The organism is Anaerolineales bacterium (assembly GCA_030583885.1).
In the GTDB taxonomy this organism is placed as follows: domain Bacteria; phylum Chloroflexota; class Anaerolineae; order Anaerolineales; family Villigracilaceae; genus Villigracilis.
Window position 1 is genome coordinate 994,000 of the sequence record CP129480.1, and the last position, 16,987, is coordinate 1,010,986.

The following is a 16,987-nucleotide window of genomic DNA, read 5'->3' on the forward strand; positions in this document are numbered from 1 at the left end:
GTTTGAATGGCGAGGATATTAATAGCCGAAGACGAACCCGATATTCGCGAACTGGTGGCTTTTACATTGCGCTTTGCAGGTCACGAGGTTGTAACGACTTCCAATGGAGAGGAAGCTCTGCAGCAGGCATCCCATATCATCCCGGATATTATTCTGATGGATGTACGGATGCCTCGCATGACAGGCTACGATGCCTGCCGCGCGATGAAGGCCGACCCCGCCTTAAGGAATATCCCGGTTGTTTTTCTTTCAGCCAAGGGACAGGATTCGGAAATTCAAACCGGGCTGGATGCAGGCGCGGAGGAATACTTGCTTAAACCTTTCGCCCCCAACCAGCTTACGGAGCGCGTAAAAGCGATCCTAATAAAATTTGGAAAATAAATGTAAATGAGCGCGATCATACTTGACGGTTCGATGGTGCATTACGAGGCGTTGGGGCGCGGGCGTCCCATTGTCTTTCTGCACGGCTGGGTCGGCTCATGGCGTTACTGGATCAACGCCATGCAGGTCGCATCCACATCGTTCCGCGCCTACGCGCTCGACCTCTTCGGTTTTGGTGATACCACCCGCGACCCCCTGCGTTATTCCCTCGATCAACAGGCAGGCCTTGTCAATCGCTTTCTTGAAGAAATGGGGATCGGCAAGGTCGCTCTTGTCGGTCACGACCTCGGCGCATTGGTCGGGCTTTCCTTCATTAAAGAATGGCCCCGAAGCGTGGACCGCATGATGATGATCAACTGCCCGCTTGAGTATGATTCGCTCAACGCCCGGATGCGGACCGCCCCCGCGACTGAACTCGTTGACTGGCTTGCATCCCGCACGCCGGAAGCCATTGCCGCCCTCTCCGACGCCTCCAAAGTGGACCCGCGGGCTGTTTCTATTTCAATGGCAGGGCTTCAGGCGAATAACCTTTTTGCGAGCATCAGCACCCTCGGAATCCCCGGTTTGTTCGTATATGGAACCAATAACCCCGCCGTCACTCTACCATCCCAGGAAAAGGCAAATGCCCTGCCCCTTCACATGCATCAGATCATCCTTGAAGGCGCGGGACATTTTCCAATGATAGATAACCCCACCCAATTCAACCGCCTGTTGACAGATTTCCTCGCCCTGGATTCTGGGGCGAGTCCGCGCGAACTGCAAATGAAGGAAGAGTGGAAGCGCAGAGTCCGCTAAACGGGCGGTGACTAGGATCACTGCCCTGTTTTTTGATGGGTGAATTTCTCTTGACATTCACCCATCCCGGTCATATACTCGCTTTACAACTGAACGGGGAGCCTGCCTGGCAGGCTGAGAGGAGCATTGATTTGCTCGACCCGCATCACCTGATCTGGTTAATGCCAGCGGAGGGATTTTCCATACGTATGCAAACATCCTCCGCTCGGAGGATGTGTTTGTTTATGTCATTGCCGGGAAGCGCTCTCATCCTTCATGAAGGAAGAAAATGTCTGGAATAATTATTTTTACCAACGGCGAACTGCTTGACTTGGAAAAAGCCCGTGCCCTCATAAAACCGGACGACATCATCATCTGCGCGGACGGAGGCACACGCCATGCTCTTGCGCTGGGGCTCACCCCCAACTTCATCATTGGTGATATGGATTCATTGCCTGTGAATTTCGACCACTTAACTTTTAACGGTGAAATGATCCTGTTCCCAAAAGATAAAAATGAAACCGACCTCGAGCTTGCGATTCAACATGCCTTGACCCTCGACCCCGGGCAGATCCTCATCCTCGGCGCGCTTGGCGGGCGTATGGACCAAACCCTGGCCAACATCACCTTGCTCTCCATCCCGCAACTTGCAGCCTGTACCATCAAACTCGCCGACGGTGTGGAGGAAATTTTCTTTTGCAGAGACCAGGCCAATGTTGAAGGGCGGAGCGGAGACATCGTCTCCTTGATTCCCTGGCAGGGGAAAGTCACAGGCGTATGTACCGAAAACCTTCGCTGGCACCTTCATTACGAAACACTTTTTCCAGACAAAACCCGCGGCATCAGCAACGAAATGACCGCTAAGACCGCATCTGTTCGAATCGCATCAGGCTTATTGCTCGTCATCCACCGAATTCAAGACCGATCACTGTTCACTGATTAATGATAACAAAAGGATTTTGCATGAAAAATTCACTCATTTTACTTTTCAGCCTGTGTCTTTTGCTTTCCGCCTGTGCACCCGCATCAACCCGGCCCGCGACCCTGACTGTGATGACTCACGACTCCTTTGCCATCAGCGAGGAGATTGTGAGATCGTTTGAAGAAGCGAATCATGCAAAGGTTTCGTTCCTGCAAAGCGGCGACGCAGGTTCCGTGCTCAATCAGGCCATCCTTACAAAAGATGCGCCGCTCGCGGACGTGCTTTTTGGCGTGGACAACACCTTCCTCTCCCGCGCATTGGATGCCGATATTTTCGAAGCCCATCGATCCCCCGCCTTAAATGATGTTCCCTCTGAATTCGTTATTGATAAAACCTATCGCGCCCTGCCCGTGGACTATGGGGATGTGTGCATCAACTACGACAAAAAATATTTTGCAGATAATCATTTGTCCATACCGCACTCCTTTGAAGATTTGGCAAAGCCCGAATACAAAGATCTGCTCGTGGTGGAAAATCCCGCCACATCATCGCCCGGTCTGGCATTTATGCTTGCCACACGTGCCTACTTCGGTGACGGATTTCTCGAGTATTGGCAAAGCTTGAAAGAAAATGGTGTTGTGGTTGTGGACGGCTGGGAGACGGCCTACTACACCAACTTCTCGGCCTCTTCCGGCAGAGGACCCCAGCCCATGGTCGTTTCGTACGCATCCAGCCCGGCTGCGGAAGTATTCTTCGCCGCCGAGCCGTTGACCGAATCCCCAACGGGTTCCATCGTTGCCTCGGGCATGTGCTTCCGCCAGATCGAATTTGTCGGCGTTCTCAAAAACGGAAAAAATCGCGAACTCGCCGAAAAATTTGTGGACTTTATACTGGGCAAACCATTCCAGGAGGATATGCCGTTGAATATGTTTGTCTATCCTGTCAACAAAACCGCTCAACTGCCTGATGTGTTCGTTCAACACGCACAAGTCGCTGACCAACCCGCGTTGCTCCCCTTTGATGAAATCGCCGCCAACCGCGACCCGTGGATTGAAGCGTGGACAGAAGTAATGAAGTAGGCGAGGATGTAAATGGGTATCCAGGCAGACAGGTAGATATGGACTCAAAAATAATCAATGTTCTTCACAACGCGATTACGAGGATTCGTGTCTGTCTGTCTGCATTGTTACTCCCCACGAATTCCCGCTTCGTTCTCTGGCTTGCCCCGATTTCATTTCTTGCGGTTTTCTTCTTTTACCCCCTTGTAAAAATCCTCACCCTTACCTTCGATCTTTCCACCCTTGCCGAACCAACCAACTTGCGCATCACATACCACGCATTAAGATTTACCCTCTATCAAGCCACTCTCTCCACAATCTTAACCTTCATCCTCGGGCTGCCGTCTGCGGTCCTGTTTTCCCGCTTTGATTTTCGCGGCAAATCAATCCTGCGCGCCCTGACAGCCGTTCCCTTCATGCTCCCAACCGTGGTAGTCGCCGCTGCCTTCAACTCATTCCTTGGATCACGCGGTCTATTTTCTTTCCTCTTTCCCCTTTCTTCCGAATTCACCACCTCCCCCAGTTTCCACTTTCTGCTTATCCTCACGGCTCATGTTTTCTACAATACCACCATCATTATTCGCATCGTCGGCAACGCCCTCTCCCGCCTTGATCCAAAACTGGAGCAATCCGCCCGCGTCCTTGGCGCGGATTCGTTCCAGGCGTGGCGGCATGTCATTCTGCCCTTGCTGCGTCCGTCGTTGTTCGCCGCTGCTCTGCTCGTCTTCATGTTCGACTTTACCAGTTTCGGCGTCATCCTTCTCCTGGGCGGTTCAAACTTCTCCACGCTGGAGGTGGAAATTTACATCCGCGTTTTGAAGCTCCCAGATCTCAACCTGGCAGCATTGCTTTCTGTCATTCAACTTGCTTTCACGTTGATCTTCTCGGTTCTGTACACCCGCATCATCAACCGGGTCAACACCCAGACCGCCCCGCGCTTTTCCACCGCCCGCCCTGCCAAAACCATCAGAGAAAAAATCTTTGTTGTAACACTCCGTCTTTTGCTTTCCGCCTTCTTCCTTTTCCCTCTCGTCTCGCTTCCCATTCGTTCCTTTGCCCGTCTCGAAGCGGATCGTGGTCAGCGTGCAGAAATTCAATACGGACTTACAACCGATTACTATAGGGAACTTTTTATCAATCGGCGCGGCTCGTTGTTTTACGTCCCGCCTGTGCAGGCCGCCCTGAACTCGCTTGGGTATGCAGGCATCACGGTTTTGCTTTCGCTCGCCCTTGGCTATCCCGCCGCCTATGCGCTTGCCAAACCTGCCAGGCTTGAGAAATTTCTAGACCCCTTCATCATGCTGCCCCTCGGCTCATCCGCTGTCATGCTTGGTCTTGGATTCATCCTCTCGTTTGGCCGCGCCCTTGCTTCGCCGTTCTTTGTGCCCATTGCGCACTCGCTCATTGCTTTGCCTTTTGTCATTCGGACATTACAGCCCGCACTTGCCTCCATCCCCGAACAGCTGCGCCAGGCAGCATCCATGCTGGGCGCATCGCCCTTCCGTGTTTGGCAGACTGTGGATTTTCCCATCCTCTCCCGCGCCACATTGAGCGCCGCCACGTTCGCTTTCACGGTTTCGCTTGGCGAGTTCGGCGCAACACTTCTTATCACCCGCCCCGAATATCCCACCATTCCGATTGCCATCCAACGCTTCCTCTCCCAGCCCGGCGGCCTCAATTATGGTCAGGCGATGGCAATGGCGACCGTGCTCATGGTTCTCACCACACTTGCCATATTGTTCATTGAAAAGCTGCGCCTGTCCAGTTCTGGAGAATTCTAATGCTCGAACTCAGGGATATCGTAAAATCCTACCAGGGCAAACCGCTCCTGCGCGGCATCTCCTTCACTGTTGCAGAAGGGGAGACGATTTGTTTGCTTGGCGCGTCAGGCAGCGGCAAATCAACGATCTTGAGGATTATTTCCGGATTGGAGTTTCCTGAAAGTGGACATCTCCTCTTCAACAACATTGACCTTGCCCGCACAGCGCCTCATCTCCGCGACTTTGGCCTGGTCTTTCAAGACTATGGGCTTTTTCCTCACCTGAATGTTTTTGAAAACGTTGCCTTCGGCTTGAAGATGCGCAGCCTTCCAACAGATACCATCCAGCTGCGCGTAGCCGCTCTTCTGGAGCAAATCAATTTGACGGGGTTCGAGAAGCGCAACGTGACAGACCTCTCTGGCGGCGAGCAGCAGCGTATTGCATTGGCGCGCGCCCTTGCCCCCCAGCCCCGCCTGCTCATGTTTGATGAACCCCTCGGCGCGTTGGACAGAGCCATGAAGGAAGACCTGCTCAACGAATTGCGGATGATTCTGCATACAACAAAGATCCCTGCCATTTACGTCACGCACGATCAGGAGGAGGCCTTTACCATTGCGGATCGCATTTTGGTACTGCATGAAGGTGTAATTGTCCGCGCTGGAACACCTGATGAGCTTTGGAAGAATCCAGAGTCTGCAGTCGTGGCTAAATTCCTGGGGGTCGGGAATGTGATCGAGGGGGAGGTGATTTCAAAAGATAAAGTCAAAACGGAATTTGGTGTATATTCCTTGATTTGCAAGCACAGGCATGGAGCCGGTGAAAAGGTTTCCGTGTTGATACATGCCGAGGAGGATGGCGGGGATGAGATTCGACTCATGGTGGAGGATGTGATTTTTAAGCGGGACCAGTTTGAGGTCAAAGGAAGAGGCGGGCTTGTCATCCGCATGAAAGATGCGCCGAAGATCGGCGACAACATTCCAATACGGGTCCAGGTAAAATGCCTCACATGAAAGTCTTGAAGAAAAATCTTGCGGATGAAGTGACGTGGCAGTATGATGGTGTGGTTGTGAGCCGCGATGAAACTTCTGTGACGATTGAAGCGTTATTCAATCGTGATGATCTGCCGTTTCAGAATGTCGTCTTGAAACGCAACGACCGCTTTGTGGAAACATTCTACACCGACAGGTGGTACAACATTTTTGAAATTTTCGACCGTGATGACGGGAAATTGAAGGGACGCTATTGCAATATCAGCAAGCCCGCTGTAATCGAGACCGATACAGTTTCTTATGTGGACCTTGCCCTGGATCTATGGATATCGGCGGATGGAAAACAAACCCTGCTGGATGAGGATGAACTGGAAGCCTTGGATTTGGATGTTGCGTTGCGGAAAAAAGCGTACGAAGGCCTGCGCGAATTGCAGGCAAGGTTTAAATGAATAATCCTCCGATAAACGGAGGATTATTTTGGTTGGAATGATCAGATCATTTGCTGGGCAAGGCTGAGCAGGCTGTCGCCATTTTCCCACAGCCACCAGCCGCCGATTGCGCCGACACAGCAGCAGCACAGCAGGATAACAACAACGATGCCAATGATGAGTCCCTGATTGCTCTTTTTAGGCTGCTCTTCATTGGGGGTGACGGGCATTTCGGACATGATTTCTTCTCCTTGTTCAAATGAATGTTTTGACGATGAATGCATGCATTATAAACTAGAAACCTGGGCGGGTTGTGTTAACAAAAGCATCAACATTTTCAGGCGGCTTGCGCCGTGTTCGTGCGTCGCCACCACCACCAGATCAGCAGGGCAAGCAGGATAACGAGGATGACACCCATGATGATGGGAAGCATGATGGCCAGAATGGACGTGGTGAAGGCAATGATATCCTCTGCAATGGATGCAGGTGTTGTGCCCGCACCTGCCGTTGCCGCTGTGATCGCCGGGCGTACCGCCGCCGCCTTGACTGCGTGTACGCTTCCTGCCATGAGCAATCCGCACGCCAGGGCAAGCAGAGGGCTTATATCGGTGATGACGTTTGCGCTGGCGGCAAAGGCGATGGCTCCCGCAACAGGGCGGATGATGGTCTGGATAACGTCGTTGATGTGATTGACAGCGGGAACCTTATCCGCGATCATTTCGATGATGACGAGAATGCCGAGCAGGATGAGGATCCAGGGGTTGGCGATTAGGTCAAAAGGCTGGCTGAGGGTCAGGGTTTTGGGGAAGTAATGCGCGATGACACCAACGACAAGCAGCGGGATGTAGGCGTTGAGTCCCGCGCTGGCGGAAAGCCCAAAGGCGGAAAAGATGCCGAGCAAGAGGTCCATTTTTTATTTCTCCTTCTAACGTATGATGAGTATAAGCCCACCATCTATACTACGCAAAAGACGCATACTTGTTGTATGATCACAGGCCGGGAAAGCCGCCCCACGTACCGGTGAATTGCAGCCGGAGCAGGTCAATGCCGAGGATGAGGATCAGGGCCAGGGTCAAGCCTGAAGCGAGCGGGAGCCAGAGTTGACGCGGGTGGTCGAAGGCATTGTCCTGTTTCATGATGATAATCCACAATATGGTGAATACCAGAACGAGTAGGGACAATGTGCCAAGCGCACTCATGTATGCGATGGGGTACAGGATGATGGGACTGTCGGTCAGGATGAGCAGGTTGATGGCTGCTATGATCGCGGTCAGGAAGCCGAGCAATTTCCATTCGAGCGCAGGACGGTCATCCATTTCACGCCAGAGGGTCTGGTTGACAACCGGATACAAAACCGCCGCAAGCGCAATGCCCATGCCGCTTCCGGTAAAAAGGCGCAGTATGTTGTTGGGAACATAAAGATTGGGGACCTGGTCAAGCGCACCCTGGGAGGTTTGTTTGAGCAGGTAGATGTAGGAATTGGTTCCGTCTATGCCGAAGGCGGCGAAGAACAGGACAAGCACGGCAATCAGTCCGCGCGAGGGGAGTTTGCTCCGTTTTTTGCTGACAAAGGCTTGAAAAATTAGTGCAACGCCAGCCGTATAGAATTCGCCTGTGCAGCGTGCGCACAAGGGAAGCTGGCGGTCATCAATCTGAAAGGAGCGTTCGTCAATGCGGTGACAGACGGCATAGCCGATGGCGTCCAGTTTGCCGAGTGCGCCTTCCGGTGAAATGTACATCCATGTGCCAAAAGCGATGATTGCGGCAATCGGCACGAACCATTTGATGATGGTTTGAAATAGTGACATCTGGTTTGAGTTCATCGGTCACATTATATGGGGGATGGGTGTGAAATGCAAGAAAGGACTTTCTTCTACCCTGGTGATATGAATGGGGTATCATAAGCGTGTGTTTTTAACCAGGAGCTGCATGATGAAAAAGATAGGGATTCTCACGGGCGGTGGTGACGCACCCGGGTTGAACGCGGTCACCCGCGCGGCGGTGAAGACTGCCATCAATGAGTATGGCTGTGAAGTCTATGGGATCAGGAATGGATACGATGGATTCCTGGAGGAGGAGGGCATCCTCCCTCTTGGCCTCGATGAAGTACGCGGAATTTTGCCTCGCGGCGGTACGATCCTTGGCGCGGCAAACCGCGGGAATCCTTATGCCCGCAAGGTGATGCGTGACGGCAGGGAAGTCACCATTGATGTCTCGGATGAGATCGTAAAAGGCATCAAAAAACTGAAAATGGATGCCCTGCTCGTGGTGGGCGGGGATGGTACGCTTCACATCGCGCACGAACTGGCGGGGAAGGGTGTGCCTGTGATCGGTGTTCCCAAAACAATTGACAATGATATTGGCGGCACGGAAGCCACCTTTGGTTTTGATACCGCGCTTAACATCGCCACGGAAGCCTTGGACCGGCTGCATACAACCGCTGAGTCACATCACCGTGCCATGGTGCTTGAAGTAATGGGACGAGATGCCGGCTTTATTGCCCTTCATGCGGGTGTCTCCGGCGGAGCGGATGTGGTCTTGATCCCCGAAATTCCGTTCAAATTTGAAGGCGTGTTGGCGAAGATCCACTCCCGCGCTGCAAAGGGGCGCAAGTTCAGCATCCTCGCGGTTTCCGAAGGGGCCAAACTTCAGGGCGGCGAGCAGGTCTTTTCCCGCAAAGGGGATGAAATGTATGTCCCGCGTTTGGGAGGAATTGGTCAGATGGTTGCCGAACACATTGAAGGGCAGGGGTTTGAATCGCGCGTGACGGTCTTGGGGCATCTGCAGCGAGGCGGGACTCCCACCGCCTTTGACCGCTGGCTTGCCACGCGTTACGGCGCGGCGGCTGTCCGTTTGGCGGCGCGCGGCGGATTTGACCGTATGGTGGCATTACAGTGCGGCGAGATCACGGACATCTCGCTTGAAGAGGCGACTGCCTCCCCAAAGCGGGTGAACATCCATGGCGATGCGGTCATCACTGCGCGCAATATTGGCATTTCATTTGGGGATGATTAAAAAGATAATCCGCAGATTTCACAGAGTACACGGAAAAGAAAGAAGGTTGAGTAAGACTACTCCTCAACCTTCAACTATTAACCTTCAAGCCTTCAACTACTTCTCGAACACGAACTGACCGTTCTTGTAGAACAACTCGCCGTCCACAAGGATTTCCGAGTCTGTGCGCATGTCGCAGATCATGTCCCAGTGGATGGCGCTCTTGTTTTTTGAACCGGTTTCGGGGTAGCCTGCGCCGAGTGCCATGTGGAAGGACCCCCCGATCTTTTCGTCGAATAAAATATTTCCTGTAAATTGCTGGATGTCAAAATTTGTGCCGATGGCAAACTCACCGAGATGACGCGAGCCGGCGTCGGTCTCAAGCGTTTTAAGCAGGAAGTCCAGGTTCTTTTCGGCTTTTGCAGATTCGACCCGCCCGTTCGAGAAGGTTAGTTCAGCGCCCTCTACGCTTGTCCCGCCGTAGTTTGCGGGATAGGTGAACTTGACCCAGCCGTTGACAGAATCCTCGACAGGCCCCGTGTAGATTTCCCCGTCCGGCATGTTGAACGTGCCGAACGAATTCATGAATGTGCGCCCCTTCACGGAAAGCATCAGGTCCACGTTGGGTCCGCGCAGGATGACCTGGTTTTTGCCCTTCATGAAATCCACCGCAGATTGCTGCTTCTGTTCCACGCTCTTCCAAAAGGCGATCGGTTCCTCTTCATTCGCATGTACAGCGCCGAACACAAAATCCTCATATTCCTTCAGGCTCATGCTTGCGTCCTGTGCATATGCCTCGGTGGGGAAGAGGGTCGTCACCCATTTGAAAGCCCCCTCTGCGCCGCGGCGGAACTGCGCTTCCGTGATTGCTGAAATGGCCTTGCCGCGACGCTGGGATTTTGCCGGGTTAATATTCGTTGTGCCTTTGGTGTTGGTTGCAGAGTGAATGCGGACGCGTCCCTCGAACTGTTCGTATGCCAGTTTGTAAAAGGTTGGCACAAAATCGAGTTGCGCTTCATTTGCGTAGGTCAGATATAACTCGTCCTGGCTGAACGGCATGGTGCCGGGCAGGGCCACCATCAAGTGCGGGTGCCCGCCTTTTTCAAGAATCTGAACATACAGTTCACGCAGCAACGGTTCAGCGGCAGTCGTTCCTTCCAGCAGGATGCGGTCGCCTGGTTTTACACGAGCGGAATGCTCGATCAGAATTTTCGCGTATTTTGAAACACGGATGTCAGCCAATGGAATTCTCCTGGAATAAGCTGGGAATACGAAAATTATATCACCTTCACTTCCACCCATTTCCATTTGGGATGTGTGGCGAATGGAAATGTAACTTTCGTCACGTGAATTATTCGTGAAATTGGATATGATAGGTTGACATTGGTTTATTTGTAAGGAGAGACCGTGATTGCCCCTTCCACAAAACAGACAACCGCTTGGGCGGAGGTGGACGAAAACGGACGCCTCATTCTTCCGCCCGAACTTGCCCGCCAATATGGGCTGAATCCAGGCTCCAAAGTCCGCCTCGACGAAGGGGGGAACTTTGTCCGTATGCACCGCCCCGTCACCCACCTCACCAAAGTCTACATCGAACCGACCGTCGCTTGCAACCTCGATTGCATCACCTGCTTCCGCAACGCATGGGATCAGCCCATCGGGCGCATGAGCGAAGAGACCTTCGAGCATATCTTCAAGGGCCTGAAACAAATGGACCCGATCCCCGATGTGTACTTCGGCGGGATCGGCGAGCCGCTCTTCCACCTCAAAACCATCGAATGGATCCGCCGCATCAAACAGGAACTCGACGTAAAAGTGGAACTCATCACCAACGGCACGATCCTCACCGAAAAAAAATCCCGCGAATTAATTGACGCTGGACTCGATGTGTTATGGGTCTCTTTAGATGGTGCCACCCCCGAAGGTTTTGCCGATGTGCGCCTCGGCGCGGAACTTCCAGCTATCCTCGAAAACCTGCGCCGCCTTTTCAAACTGCGCGGACCGGGTCACTTCCCCAAACCGGAGATCGGCGTTGCGTTCGTCGCCATGAAACGCAATATCAATGATCTGCCAAAGATCATCAAAATGGGACATACCTTCGGCGCGCGTTATTATTCGGTAAGCAATGTTCAGCCTGCCACGGTAGAAATGCAGGAGGATCGCCTTTACACCCGTACTATGCGGAATATTGCCTACCTTCCCTCGCCGGTTTTGCCAAAACTCAGCCTGCCCAAAATGGACTTCAACGAAGAGACGCAAACCGCTCTTATCGAAGCCTTCAACAGCGGATGCAACGTCAGTTTTGCGGGTAACAACTGGGGCGGCGCGAATGATGTCTGTAACTTCGTCGAGAACGGCACCATGTCCATTGCGTGGACGGGGGAAGTCAGTCCGTGCTGGCCCCTGATGCACACCCACATGAGCTACCTGCATAATAAGCCGCGTCTTTCCCATAAACACATCATCGGCAATGTAAAGGAAAACTCACTCGAGGAAATCTGGCTCAACCCCGATTATGTTTCCTACCGCGAACGCCTCCATAATTTTATTTTCGCGCCCTGCACCTTCTGCGGCGGATGCGACCTTTCCGAAGCCAATGTGGAGGATTGCCTCGGCAATGACATTGCCCCCGTCTGCGGCGGGTGTTTGTGGGCGCAGGGCATAATCCAATGCCCGTAATGTGAGCCGCTTTATAAAAGAGGGGGACTTTGTTATACTGGCTTCATGCAAGTCTGTTTTTATGCCAATATGCGTACCGTGATTGGAGCATCATCCCTCGATGTGGATGATACGCGGGTGGACACCTTCCGCAAACTGCTTGCCCACCTCACCGAACTATACCCCGAAGCCAGATTCCACCTGCTTGACGAGGGTGGCGGTCTGCGTCAGGATGTGCCTGTCTATGTGGATGGACGGAACCCGCGTCTGACTACGGCGGGAATTGATACCCCCCTCCAACCTGATTCCATCGTCAGTTTTTTCTCGCCCATCTCCAGCGGACGGATGAACGTGGAAGTATTGCGTGAGCCCAATTTTGGAAAGAGGAGTGAAGAATGAAAGTCAACTTTTTTGCGACCTTGCGCGATATTGCCGGCGGAAAAACCATTGAGTTCGACGTGGACCATGGCGTCACCGCTCAGGAATTGCTGGATGCCATCATTGAAAAATTTCCGCTCATGAAAAAGGAATTGCTCAATGAGAGCGGCGAGATGTACGGTCACGTCCACTTCTTTATTAACGGGCGCGATGTGCAATTCACCGACGACAAGTTCGAGACACGGATCACACAGGAGGACACGGTCAATGTCTTCCCTGCGGTGGGTGGAGGGTAGGTTTTTGGAGTCAGGGAGCTACTAAGTGCCACGAAGTGGTATGCTCCCGTAGTTTCGACGGCAAGCCGTCTGAGTCCAAATAACAAGCAGGGCGACGTACGTCGCCCTGCTTGTTATTTGGGGGAAAATCCTGTTCGGGAAACAGAATCAGGCTTGGTTGAGGAAGAGGCGGGAGTTAGATGATCTCCAGTTCCTTCAGTTTGGCTTCAGGCACAACGCCGTTGACCCATCCGCGCTTGTCGTAGTACTCCACGAGCATGTCGTCGAGTTCGCAGACGTGTCCCTTGCTTCCGCCATGCTGTGATGGTTCCTTGAGGAAGCGTTCGGGCAGGGAATCCGAGCCTTCGCCGAAGCCGTTGAGGTTGTTGATGTGGCGTTCGAGGTTGTACACGCGTTCGCCGACTTTGAGCATGTCAGCGGCGGTGGCGGGAAGGCCGGTCATGGCTTCGTATTGCGCGGCGAAGGCATCCATGGATTCGGCAAAGGTGGCGAATTTGCAGAGATCCAGGCAGTCGGTGAGGGTGTGGACGTTCTGGAAGATGATGACGAGCTCGCCCTTGCCCTTCCACTCGAGCGGGTCGGTGACGGTAGAGGGACCGAGTACGTTGCCGACGACTTCAGCGGCGGGGGTATAGCCGCGCAGATGGCAGGCGCCGCGGTTGGAGGTGGCGTAGCCGAGACCCATACCCTTGATGCCGCGCGGATCGTACGCGGGTATGCCCTGACCTTTGCAGGTCATGGCGAGTTCGGGGTGACCAAAATATTTGGCGGTTGGGTCTGCGCCGTCAGCCATGATATTGCCGATGCCTTCGCGTTTGGCAATCTTGCCGGCGATCTCAACCATCTTTGCGCCATCGCCCCATGCTAGTTTGCCATCGCCATTGGTATAGCCTTTTTCGCTGGCTTCCATCCAGATGGAAAGGGGGTGACCAATCTCGATGGCGTCCATACCCATGTCGTTGCAGGTGTCGATCATCTTCGCCACAACGCGGATGTCGTCGTTGCCGCAGTTCGCGCCGACAGACCAGGATGGTTCGTATTCCACTGATTCCATGCGCAGACCCGCGTAGGGTCCGTCTTTGATCTCGACTTCCTTCTTGCAGGCGACCGGGCAGGCATGACAGGTGGGGTTATCCACGAGGATATTGTCGTTGACGTATTCGCCGCTGATCTTTTCGGCATGTTCATAGGCGGCGAACTTGCTGTTCATGGAGGGCAGACCGCCGATGACGTTGGTCATGTTCATCAGCACGTTCGTGCCGTAGACGGAGAGTCCGCCTTTGCGCGGAGAGGTGACGACGCGCTCGTCCATGATCATGGCGAGGGCGGTCTTGTGCGCCTCTTTCCACTTATCGCGGTCCTTGGCTTTGACGATCTTCTTCGGCGCCTTGACAACCACGGCTTTCAGGTTCTTGCTTCCGCCGACACAGCCGGTGCCGCCGCGTCCGGAAGCGCGGTCGTCCTCGTTGATCCAGCATGCGAATTTGACGAGGTTCTCGCCAGCCGGTCCGATGGCGATGACGGTCAGGTCTTTTTCGCCGTATTTTTCCTTGAAGTGTTTGATTGTGTCGTGAACGCCCTTCCCCCAAACTTCTGATGCATCGAGCAATTCCAGTTTATCGTCGTGGATGTAGGCGTAGACGGGTTTTTTCGCTTTGCCTTTGAAGACCAGGCCATCGAAGCCGGACCAGCGTAACCGGGCGGCAGACCAGCCCCCATGGTGGGAATCAGTTACGGTTCCAGTCAGGGGCGATTTGGTTACGACCGCCATGCGTCCGCTCATGTTGGCTTCCGAACCGGTCAAGGGTCCGTTCATGAAGCACAGGATGTTGTCGGGAGAAAGCGGATCGACCTGCGGTCCGTTATCAAAGACGTACTTGACGCCCAAGCCGCGTCCGCCGATATATTTGCGGGCGTCATCTTCGGCGATGGGTTTGTATTCCACTTTGCCGGCGGACAGATCGACCCATGCGATCTTGTTGGCGTAGCCACCCAGTTTCATGGTTATCTCCTTTTGATGAAATGATAATAAGACGGCTGGCGCCGCCCGCTTTTCATATAGGATAGCATTTGGGGAGTTCTTTTTCAATAATTAAATTTTTCCTTAACTGAAAAATATGACGTTTGTCATATTGCGCGCGCGTTCACAAATCATTCAATGGTTGAATTTTGATTTGCGTTATACTTTTGTTCATGAAGCAACTCTTGCAAAATATCAAATCCGGGCAGGCTTCCATCGAAGACGTTCCCATCCCCACCCCGCGTGAGGGACAGGCTCTTGTCAAAATTTCAGCCAGCCTCGTCTCGGCGGGCACGGAACGCATGGTGGTGGAGTTCGCAGAAAAGAGTCTTGTCGGCAAGGCGCGCTCACGCCCCGATCTCGTCAAACAAGTCCTTGATAAAGCCAAACGCGAAGGTCTCGTTCCCACCGTGCAAGCCGCCTTCAACCGTCTCGACCAGCCGATGGCGCTCGGCTATTCAAGCGCGGGAACCATCGTTGCGCTCGGAAAGAACATGCAGGGTTTCAAAGTCGGTCAACGCGTGGCGTGTGCGGGCGGGGGATATGCCACGCACGCCGAATACAACATTGTGCCGCGCAATCTTTTAACGCCGCTTCCTAAAAATGTTGATTTTGAATCTGCATCCTTCACCACACTCGGCGCGATTGCCCTGCATGGATTCCGTCTCGCCGAACCGCAACTTGGCGAGAACGTCGCTGTCATCGGCCTGGGTCTTTTGGGATTATTGACGATTCAGCTGGCGTCTGCGGCGGGATGCAGTGTCCTCGGCATTGACATTGACCCGAAGCGTGTCAAACTCGCTTCTGCTCTTAACGTGCAGGCTGTTGCTCGTAAACAGGCAGAATCTGCCGCTGCGGCATTCACCGCCAACCACGGCTTTGACAGCATCATCATCTGCGCGGACACATCCTCCAATGACCCCATTGAACTGGCCGGAACCATCGCCCGTGACCGCGCCAAAGTGGTCGCCACTGGCGCGGTGGGATTGAACTTCCCACGCAAAATCTATTACGAAAAAGAGATTTCCTTCATCAATTCCCGTTCGTATGGACCGGGCCGCTACGACGCGAATTACGAAGAGAACGGGGATGACTATCCCATCGGCTATGTGCGCTGGACGGAGGGAAGGAATTTTCAGGCAGTGGTTGACTTGATGGCAAGCGGCATGTTGAAGGTTGCTCCGCTGATCAGCCATCGTTTTCCGATTGAAAAAGGTGTAAAAGCCTACGAAGTCATCACCGGAAAGAAGAAGGAAGCATTTCTTGGTGTCCTTCTCGCGTATCCCGAAGGAAAGATGAAAGAAGAAAGAAAAGTAATTTTTCCTTCCACCGTCCGCCGTCCCTCGTCCACGGTCAAACTGGGTGTCCTTGGTGCTGGGCTTTTCGCCAACTCCACTCTTCTCCCTGTCATCAAAAAGGACAAGGATTTTGAACTCATTGGCATCGCCTCCTCGGGCGGACTTCACGCGCAGCATTCGGGGAAGAAATTTGGCTTCCAATACGCCACTTCGTCCGAAGATGAGATCATCAACGATAAACATATGAACACCGTCGCCATTCTCACACGCCACGACTCCCACGCGGACTTGGTGGTCAAGGCGTTGAAGGCCGGGAAACATGTCTTTGTCGAAAAACCGCTGGCGATCAATAGCGTTCAGCTTTTAGCGGTTCGCAAACAGCTAAAAGCGAACAGCCAATCGCTGTTGCTCACTGGTTTCAACCGCAGATTTTCTCCCCTGATCCGAAATCTAAAATCGTCAATCGTAGATCGAAATGAACCGCTCCATGCCCACTACCGCGTCAACGCAGGCTGCCTCCCCGCGGAGCATTGGACACAAGACCCAGCCATCGGCGGCGGACGCATCATCGGCGAAGCGTGTCATTTCATTGACCTGATCACCTTCCTGGTCGGCGCGCCGCCTGTCAGCGTGAGTGCGCATGCGTTGCCAGATAACGGCAAATACAGCGAAGACAACGTCTCGATGACGTTCACCTTCCCTGACGGTTCGCTCGGCGTGGTGGATTATCTCGCCAATGGCGACAAGTCCGTGCCGAAGGAACGTCTCGAAGTTTTCTGCGAGGGCATGGTCGCCGTGTTGGATGATTATGTTTCATTGGTGACTGTGAAGGATGGAAAGAGGAAAGAAGAAAGAGGTACGCAGGACAAAGGCTGGAGGGCGGAGATGGCTGCGTTTGCTGAAGCAATCAAGAGCGGGGGCGAGGCGCCGATTCCCTATGAGCAGTTGATCGGCGTGACCAACTCCACGTTTGCGGCGGTCGAGTCGATTCGGAGTCGCAATCCAGTGCAGATCAAGTAAACGAGGCGGCG

The 16,987-nt window shown here is 53.5% G+C and carries 17 protein-coding genes and 1 riboswitch; of the genes, 12 read left to right on the top strand and 5 right to left on the bottom strand.

Translation table 11 applies throughout. The features are described from left to right. The first annotated feature begins 6 nt into the window (after positions 1-6). The 7 genes from QY332_05025 to QY332_05055 all read left to right on the top strand — a co-directional run bounded on the left by QY332_05025 (position 7) and on the right by QY332_05055 (position 6,333). Complete coding sequence (locus tag QY332_05025) at positions 7-381, top strand: response regulator (protein WKZ37289.1); 375 nt, start codon at positions 7-9, stop codon at positions 379-381. Positions 382-387: 6 nt separating this feature from the next. Beyond that, the gene (locus QY332_05030) at positions 388-1,176 is read left to right on the top strand and encodes an alpha/beta hydrolase (GenBank protein ID WKZ37290.1); all 789 of its coding nucleotides are present in this window, start codon (positions 388-390) and stop codon (positions 1,174-1,176) included. Positions 1,177-1,260: 84 nt separating this feature from the next. Beyond that, positions 1,261-1,369, top strand: a riboswitch (TPP riboswitch). Positions 1,370-1,444: 75 nt separating this feature from the next. Continuing rightward, on the top strand, positions 1,445-2,098 hold the full coding sequence (locus QY332_05035; protein WKZ37291.1) for a thiamine diphosphokinase: 654 nt from the start codon (positions 1,445-1,447) through the stop codon (positions 2,096-2,098). Positions 2,099-2,118: 20 nt separating this feature from the next. Then, positions 2,119-3,156, top strand: coding sequence for a thiamine ABC transporter substrate-binding protein (locus QY332_05040; GenBank protein ID WKZ37292.1), 1,038 nt, complete (start codon positions 2,119-2,121; stop codon positions 3,154-3,156). Then, the gene (locus QY332_05045; protein WKZ37293.1) at positions 3,135-4,916 is read left to right on the top strand and encodes an iron ABC transporter permease; all 1,782 of its coding nucleotides are present in this window, start codon (positions 3,135-3,137) and stop codon (positions 4,914-4,916) included. Before QY332_05040 ends, QY332_05045 begins: the two co-directional genes overlap by 22 nt. Further along, the gene (locus tag QY332_05050; GenBank protein WKZ37294.1) at positions 4,916-5,905 is read left to right on the top strand and encodes an ABC transporter ATP-binding protein; all 990 of its coding nucleotides are present in this window, start codon (positions 4,916-4,918) and stop codon (positions 5,903-5,905) included. Before QY332_05045 ends, QY332_05050 begins: the two co-directional genes overlap by 1 nt. Then, positions 5,902-6,333 (top strand): DUF402 domain-containing protein, encoded by a 432-nt coding sequence (locus tag QY332_05055; protein WKZ37295.1) that lies wholly within the window; start codon positions 5,902-5,904, stop codon positions 6,331-6,333. The genes QY332_05050 and QY332_05055 overlap by 4 nt, the downstream gene beginning before the upstream one ends. A 41-nt stretch (positions 6,334-6,374) precedes the next feature. Here the strand turns inward: QY332_05055 and QY332_05060 are convergent, their stop codons facing one another. From QY332_05060 to QY332_05070, 3 genes are all read right to left on the bottom strand, one after another. After that, a complete protein-coding gene (locus QY332_05060) occupies positions 6,375-6,551 on the bottom strand; it encodes a hypothetical protein (protein ID WKZ37296.1) in 177 nt (58 codons plus the stop codon). Between the two features lie 98 nt (positions 6,552-6,649). Next, the gene (locus QY332_05065) at positions 6,650-7,222 is read right to left on the bottom strand and encodes a DUF4126 domain-containing protein (protein WKZ37297.1); all 573 of its coding nucleotides are present in this window, start codon (positions 7,220-7,222) and stop codon (positions 6,650-6,652) included. Between the two features lie 79 nt (positions 7,223-7,301). Then, positions 7,302-8,120: a DUF2085 domain-containing protein gene (locus QY332_05070; protein ID WKZ37298.1), complete on the bottom strand. Its 819-nt coding sequence runs from the start codon at positions 8,118-8,120 to the stop codon at positions 7,302-7,304. Positions 8,121-8,241: 121 nt separating this feature from the next. Here QY332_05070 and QY332_05075 point away from each other — a divergent pair, with 121 nt between their 5' ends. Beyond that, positions 8,242-9,327, top strand: a complete 1,086-nt coding sequence (locus QY332_05075) for an ATP-dependent 6-phosphofructokinase (GenBank protein WKZ37299.1) — start codon at positions 8,242-8,244, stop codon at positions 9,325-9,327. A 96-nt stretch (positions 9,328-9,423) separates the two neighbouring features. Here the strand turns inward: QY332_05075 and QY332_05080 are convergent, their stop codons facing one another. Continuing rightward, positions 9,424-10,548, bottom strand: coding sequence for an aminopeptidase (locus QY332_05080; GenBank protein WKZ37300.1), 1,125 nt, complete (start codon positions 10,546-10,548; stop codon positions 9,424-9,426). A 165-nt stretch (positions 10,549-10,713) separates the two neighbouring features. Here QY332_05080 and QY332_05085 point away from each other — a divergent pair, with 165 nt between their 5' ends. Genes QY332_05085 through QY332_05095 form a run of 3 tightly spaced genes read left to right on the top strand, consistent with a single transcriptional unit; the run spans position 10,714 to position 12,638 of the window. Beyond that, a complete protein-coding gene (locus QY332_05085) occupies positions 10,714-11,985 on the top strand; it encodes a radical SAM protein (GenBank protein WKZ37301.1) in 1,272 nt (423 codons plus the stop codon). A gap of 45 nt (positions 11,986-12,030) precedes the next feature. Beyond that, positions 12,031-12,363 (top strand): MoaD/ThiS family protein, encoded by a 333-nt coding sequence (locus QY332_05090; protein ID WKZ37302.1) that lies wholly within the window; start codon positions 12,031-12,033, stop codon positions 12,361-12,363. Next, positions 12,360-12,638: a MoaD/ThiS family protein gene (locus tag QY332_05095; GenBank protein WKZ37303.1), complete on the top strand. Its 279-nt coding sequence runs from the start codon at positions 12,360-12,362 to the stop codon at positions 12,636-12,638. Before QY332_05090 ends, QY332_05095 begins: the two co-directional genes overlap by 4 nt. A gap of 175 nt (positions 12,639-12,813) precedes the next feature. Here the strand turns inward: QY332_05095 and QY332_05100 are convergent, their stop codons facing one another. Next, the gene (locus QY332_05100; protein ID WKZ37304.1) at positions 12,814-14,640 is read right to left on the bottom strand and encodes an aldehyde ferredoxin oxidoreductase family protein; all 1,827 of its coding nucleotides are present in this window, start codon (positions 14,638-14,640) and stop codon (positions 12,814-12,816) included. A 203-nt stretch (positions 14,641-14,843) separates the two neighbouring features. Between QY332_05100 and QY332_05105 the strand changes: the two genes are divergently transcribed. Then, positions 14,844-16,976 (top strand): bi-domain-containing oxidoreductase, encoded by a 2,133-nt coding sequence (locus QY332_05105; protein WKZ37305.1) that lies wholly within the window; start codon positions 14,844-14,846, stop codon positions 16,974-16,976. Positions 16,977-16,987 lie beyond the last annotated feature (11 nt).

Excerpts from the sequence above, each read along its gene's own strand:
- QY332_05030 (WKZ37290.1), top strand. The coding sequence starts at position 388 with ATGAGCGCGATCATACTTGACGGTTCGATGGTGCATTACGAGGCGTTG.
- QY332_05090 (WKZ37302.1), top strand. The coding sequence starts at position 12,031 with ATGCAAGTCTGTTTTTATGCCAATATGCGTACCGTGATTGGAGCATCA.
- QY332_05025 (WKZ37289.1), top strand. The coding sequence starts at position 7 with ATGGCGAGGATATTAATAGCCGAAGACGAACCCGATATTCGCGAACTG.
- QY332_05055 (WKZ37295.1), top strand. The coding sequence starts at position 5,902 with ATGAAAGTCTTGAAGAAAAATCTTGCGGATGAAGTGACGTGGCAGTAT.
- QY332_05040 (WKZ37292.1), top strand. The coding sequence starts at position 2,119 with ATGAAAAATTCACTCATTTTACTTTTCAGCCTGTGTCTTTTGCTTTCC.
- QY332_05075 (WKZ37299.1), top strand. The coding sequence starts at position 8,242 with ATGATGAAAAAGATAGGGATTCTCACGGGCGGTGGTGACGCACCCGGG.
- QY332_05035 (WKZ37291.1), top strand. The coding sequence starts at position 1,445 with ATGTCTGGAATAATTATTTTTACCAACGGCGAACTGCTTGACTTGGAA.
- QY332_05060 (WKZ37296.1), bottom strand. The coding sequence starts at position 6,551 with ATGTCCGAAATGCCCGTCACCCCCAATGAAGAGCAGCCTAAAAAGAGC.
- QY332_05100 (WKZ37304.1), bottom strand. The coding sequence starts at position 14,640 with ATGAAACTGGGTGGCTACGCCAACAAGATCGCATGGGTCGATCTGTCC.
- QY332_05070 (WKZ37298.1), bottom strand. The coding sequence starts at position 8,120 with ATGTCACTATTTCAAACCATCATCAAATGGTTCGTGCCGATTGCCGCA.
- QY332_05095 (WKZ37303.1), top strand. The coding sequence starts at position 12,360 with ATGAAAGTCAACTTTTTTGCGACCTTGCGCGATATTGCCGGCGGAAAA.
- QY332_05065 (WKZ37297.1), bottom strand. The coding sequence starts at position 7,222 with ATGGACCTCTTGCTCGGCATCTTTTCCGCCTTTGGGCTTTCCGCCAGC.
- QY332_05050 (WKZ37294.1), top strand. The coding sequence starts at position 4,916 with ATGCTCGAACTCAGGGATATCGTAAAATCCTACCAGGGCAAACCGCTC.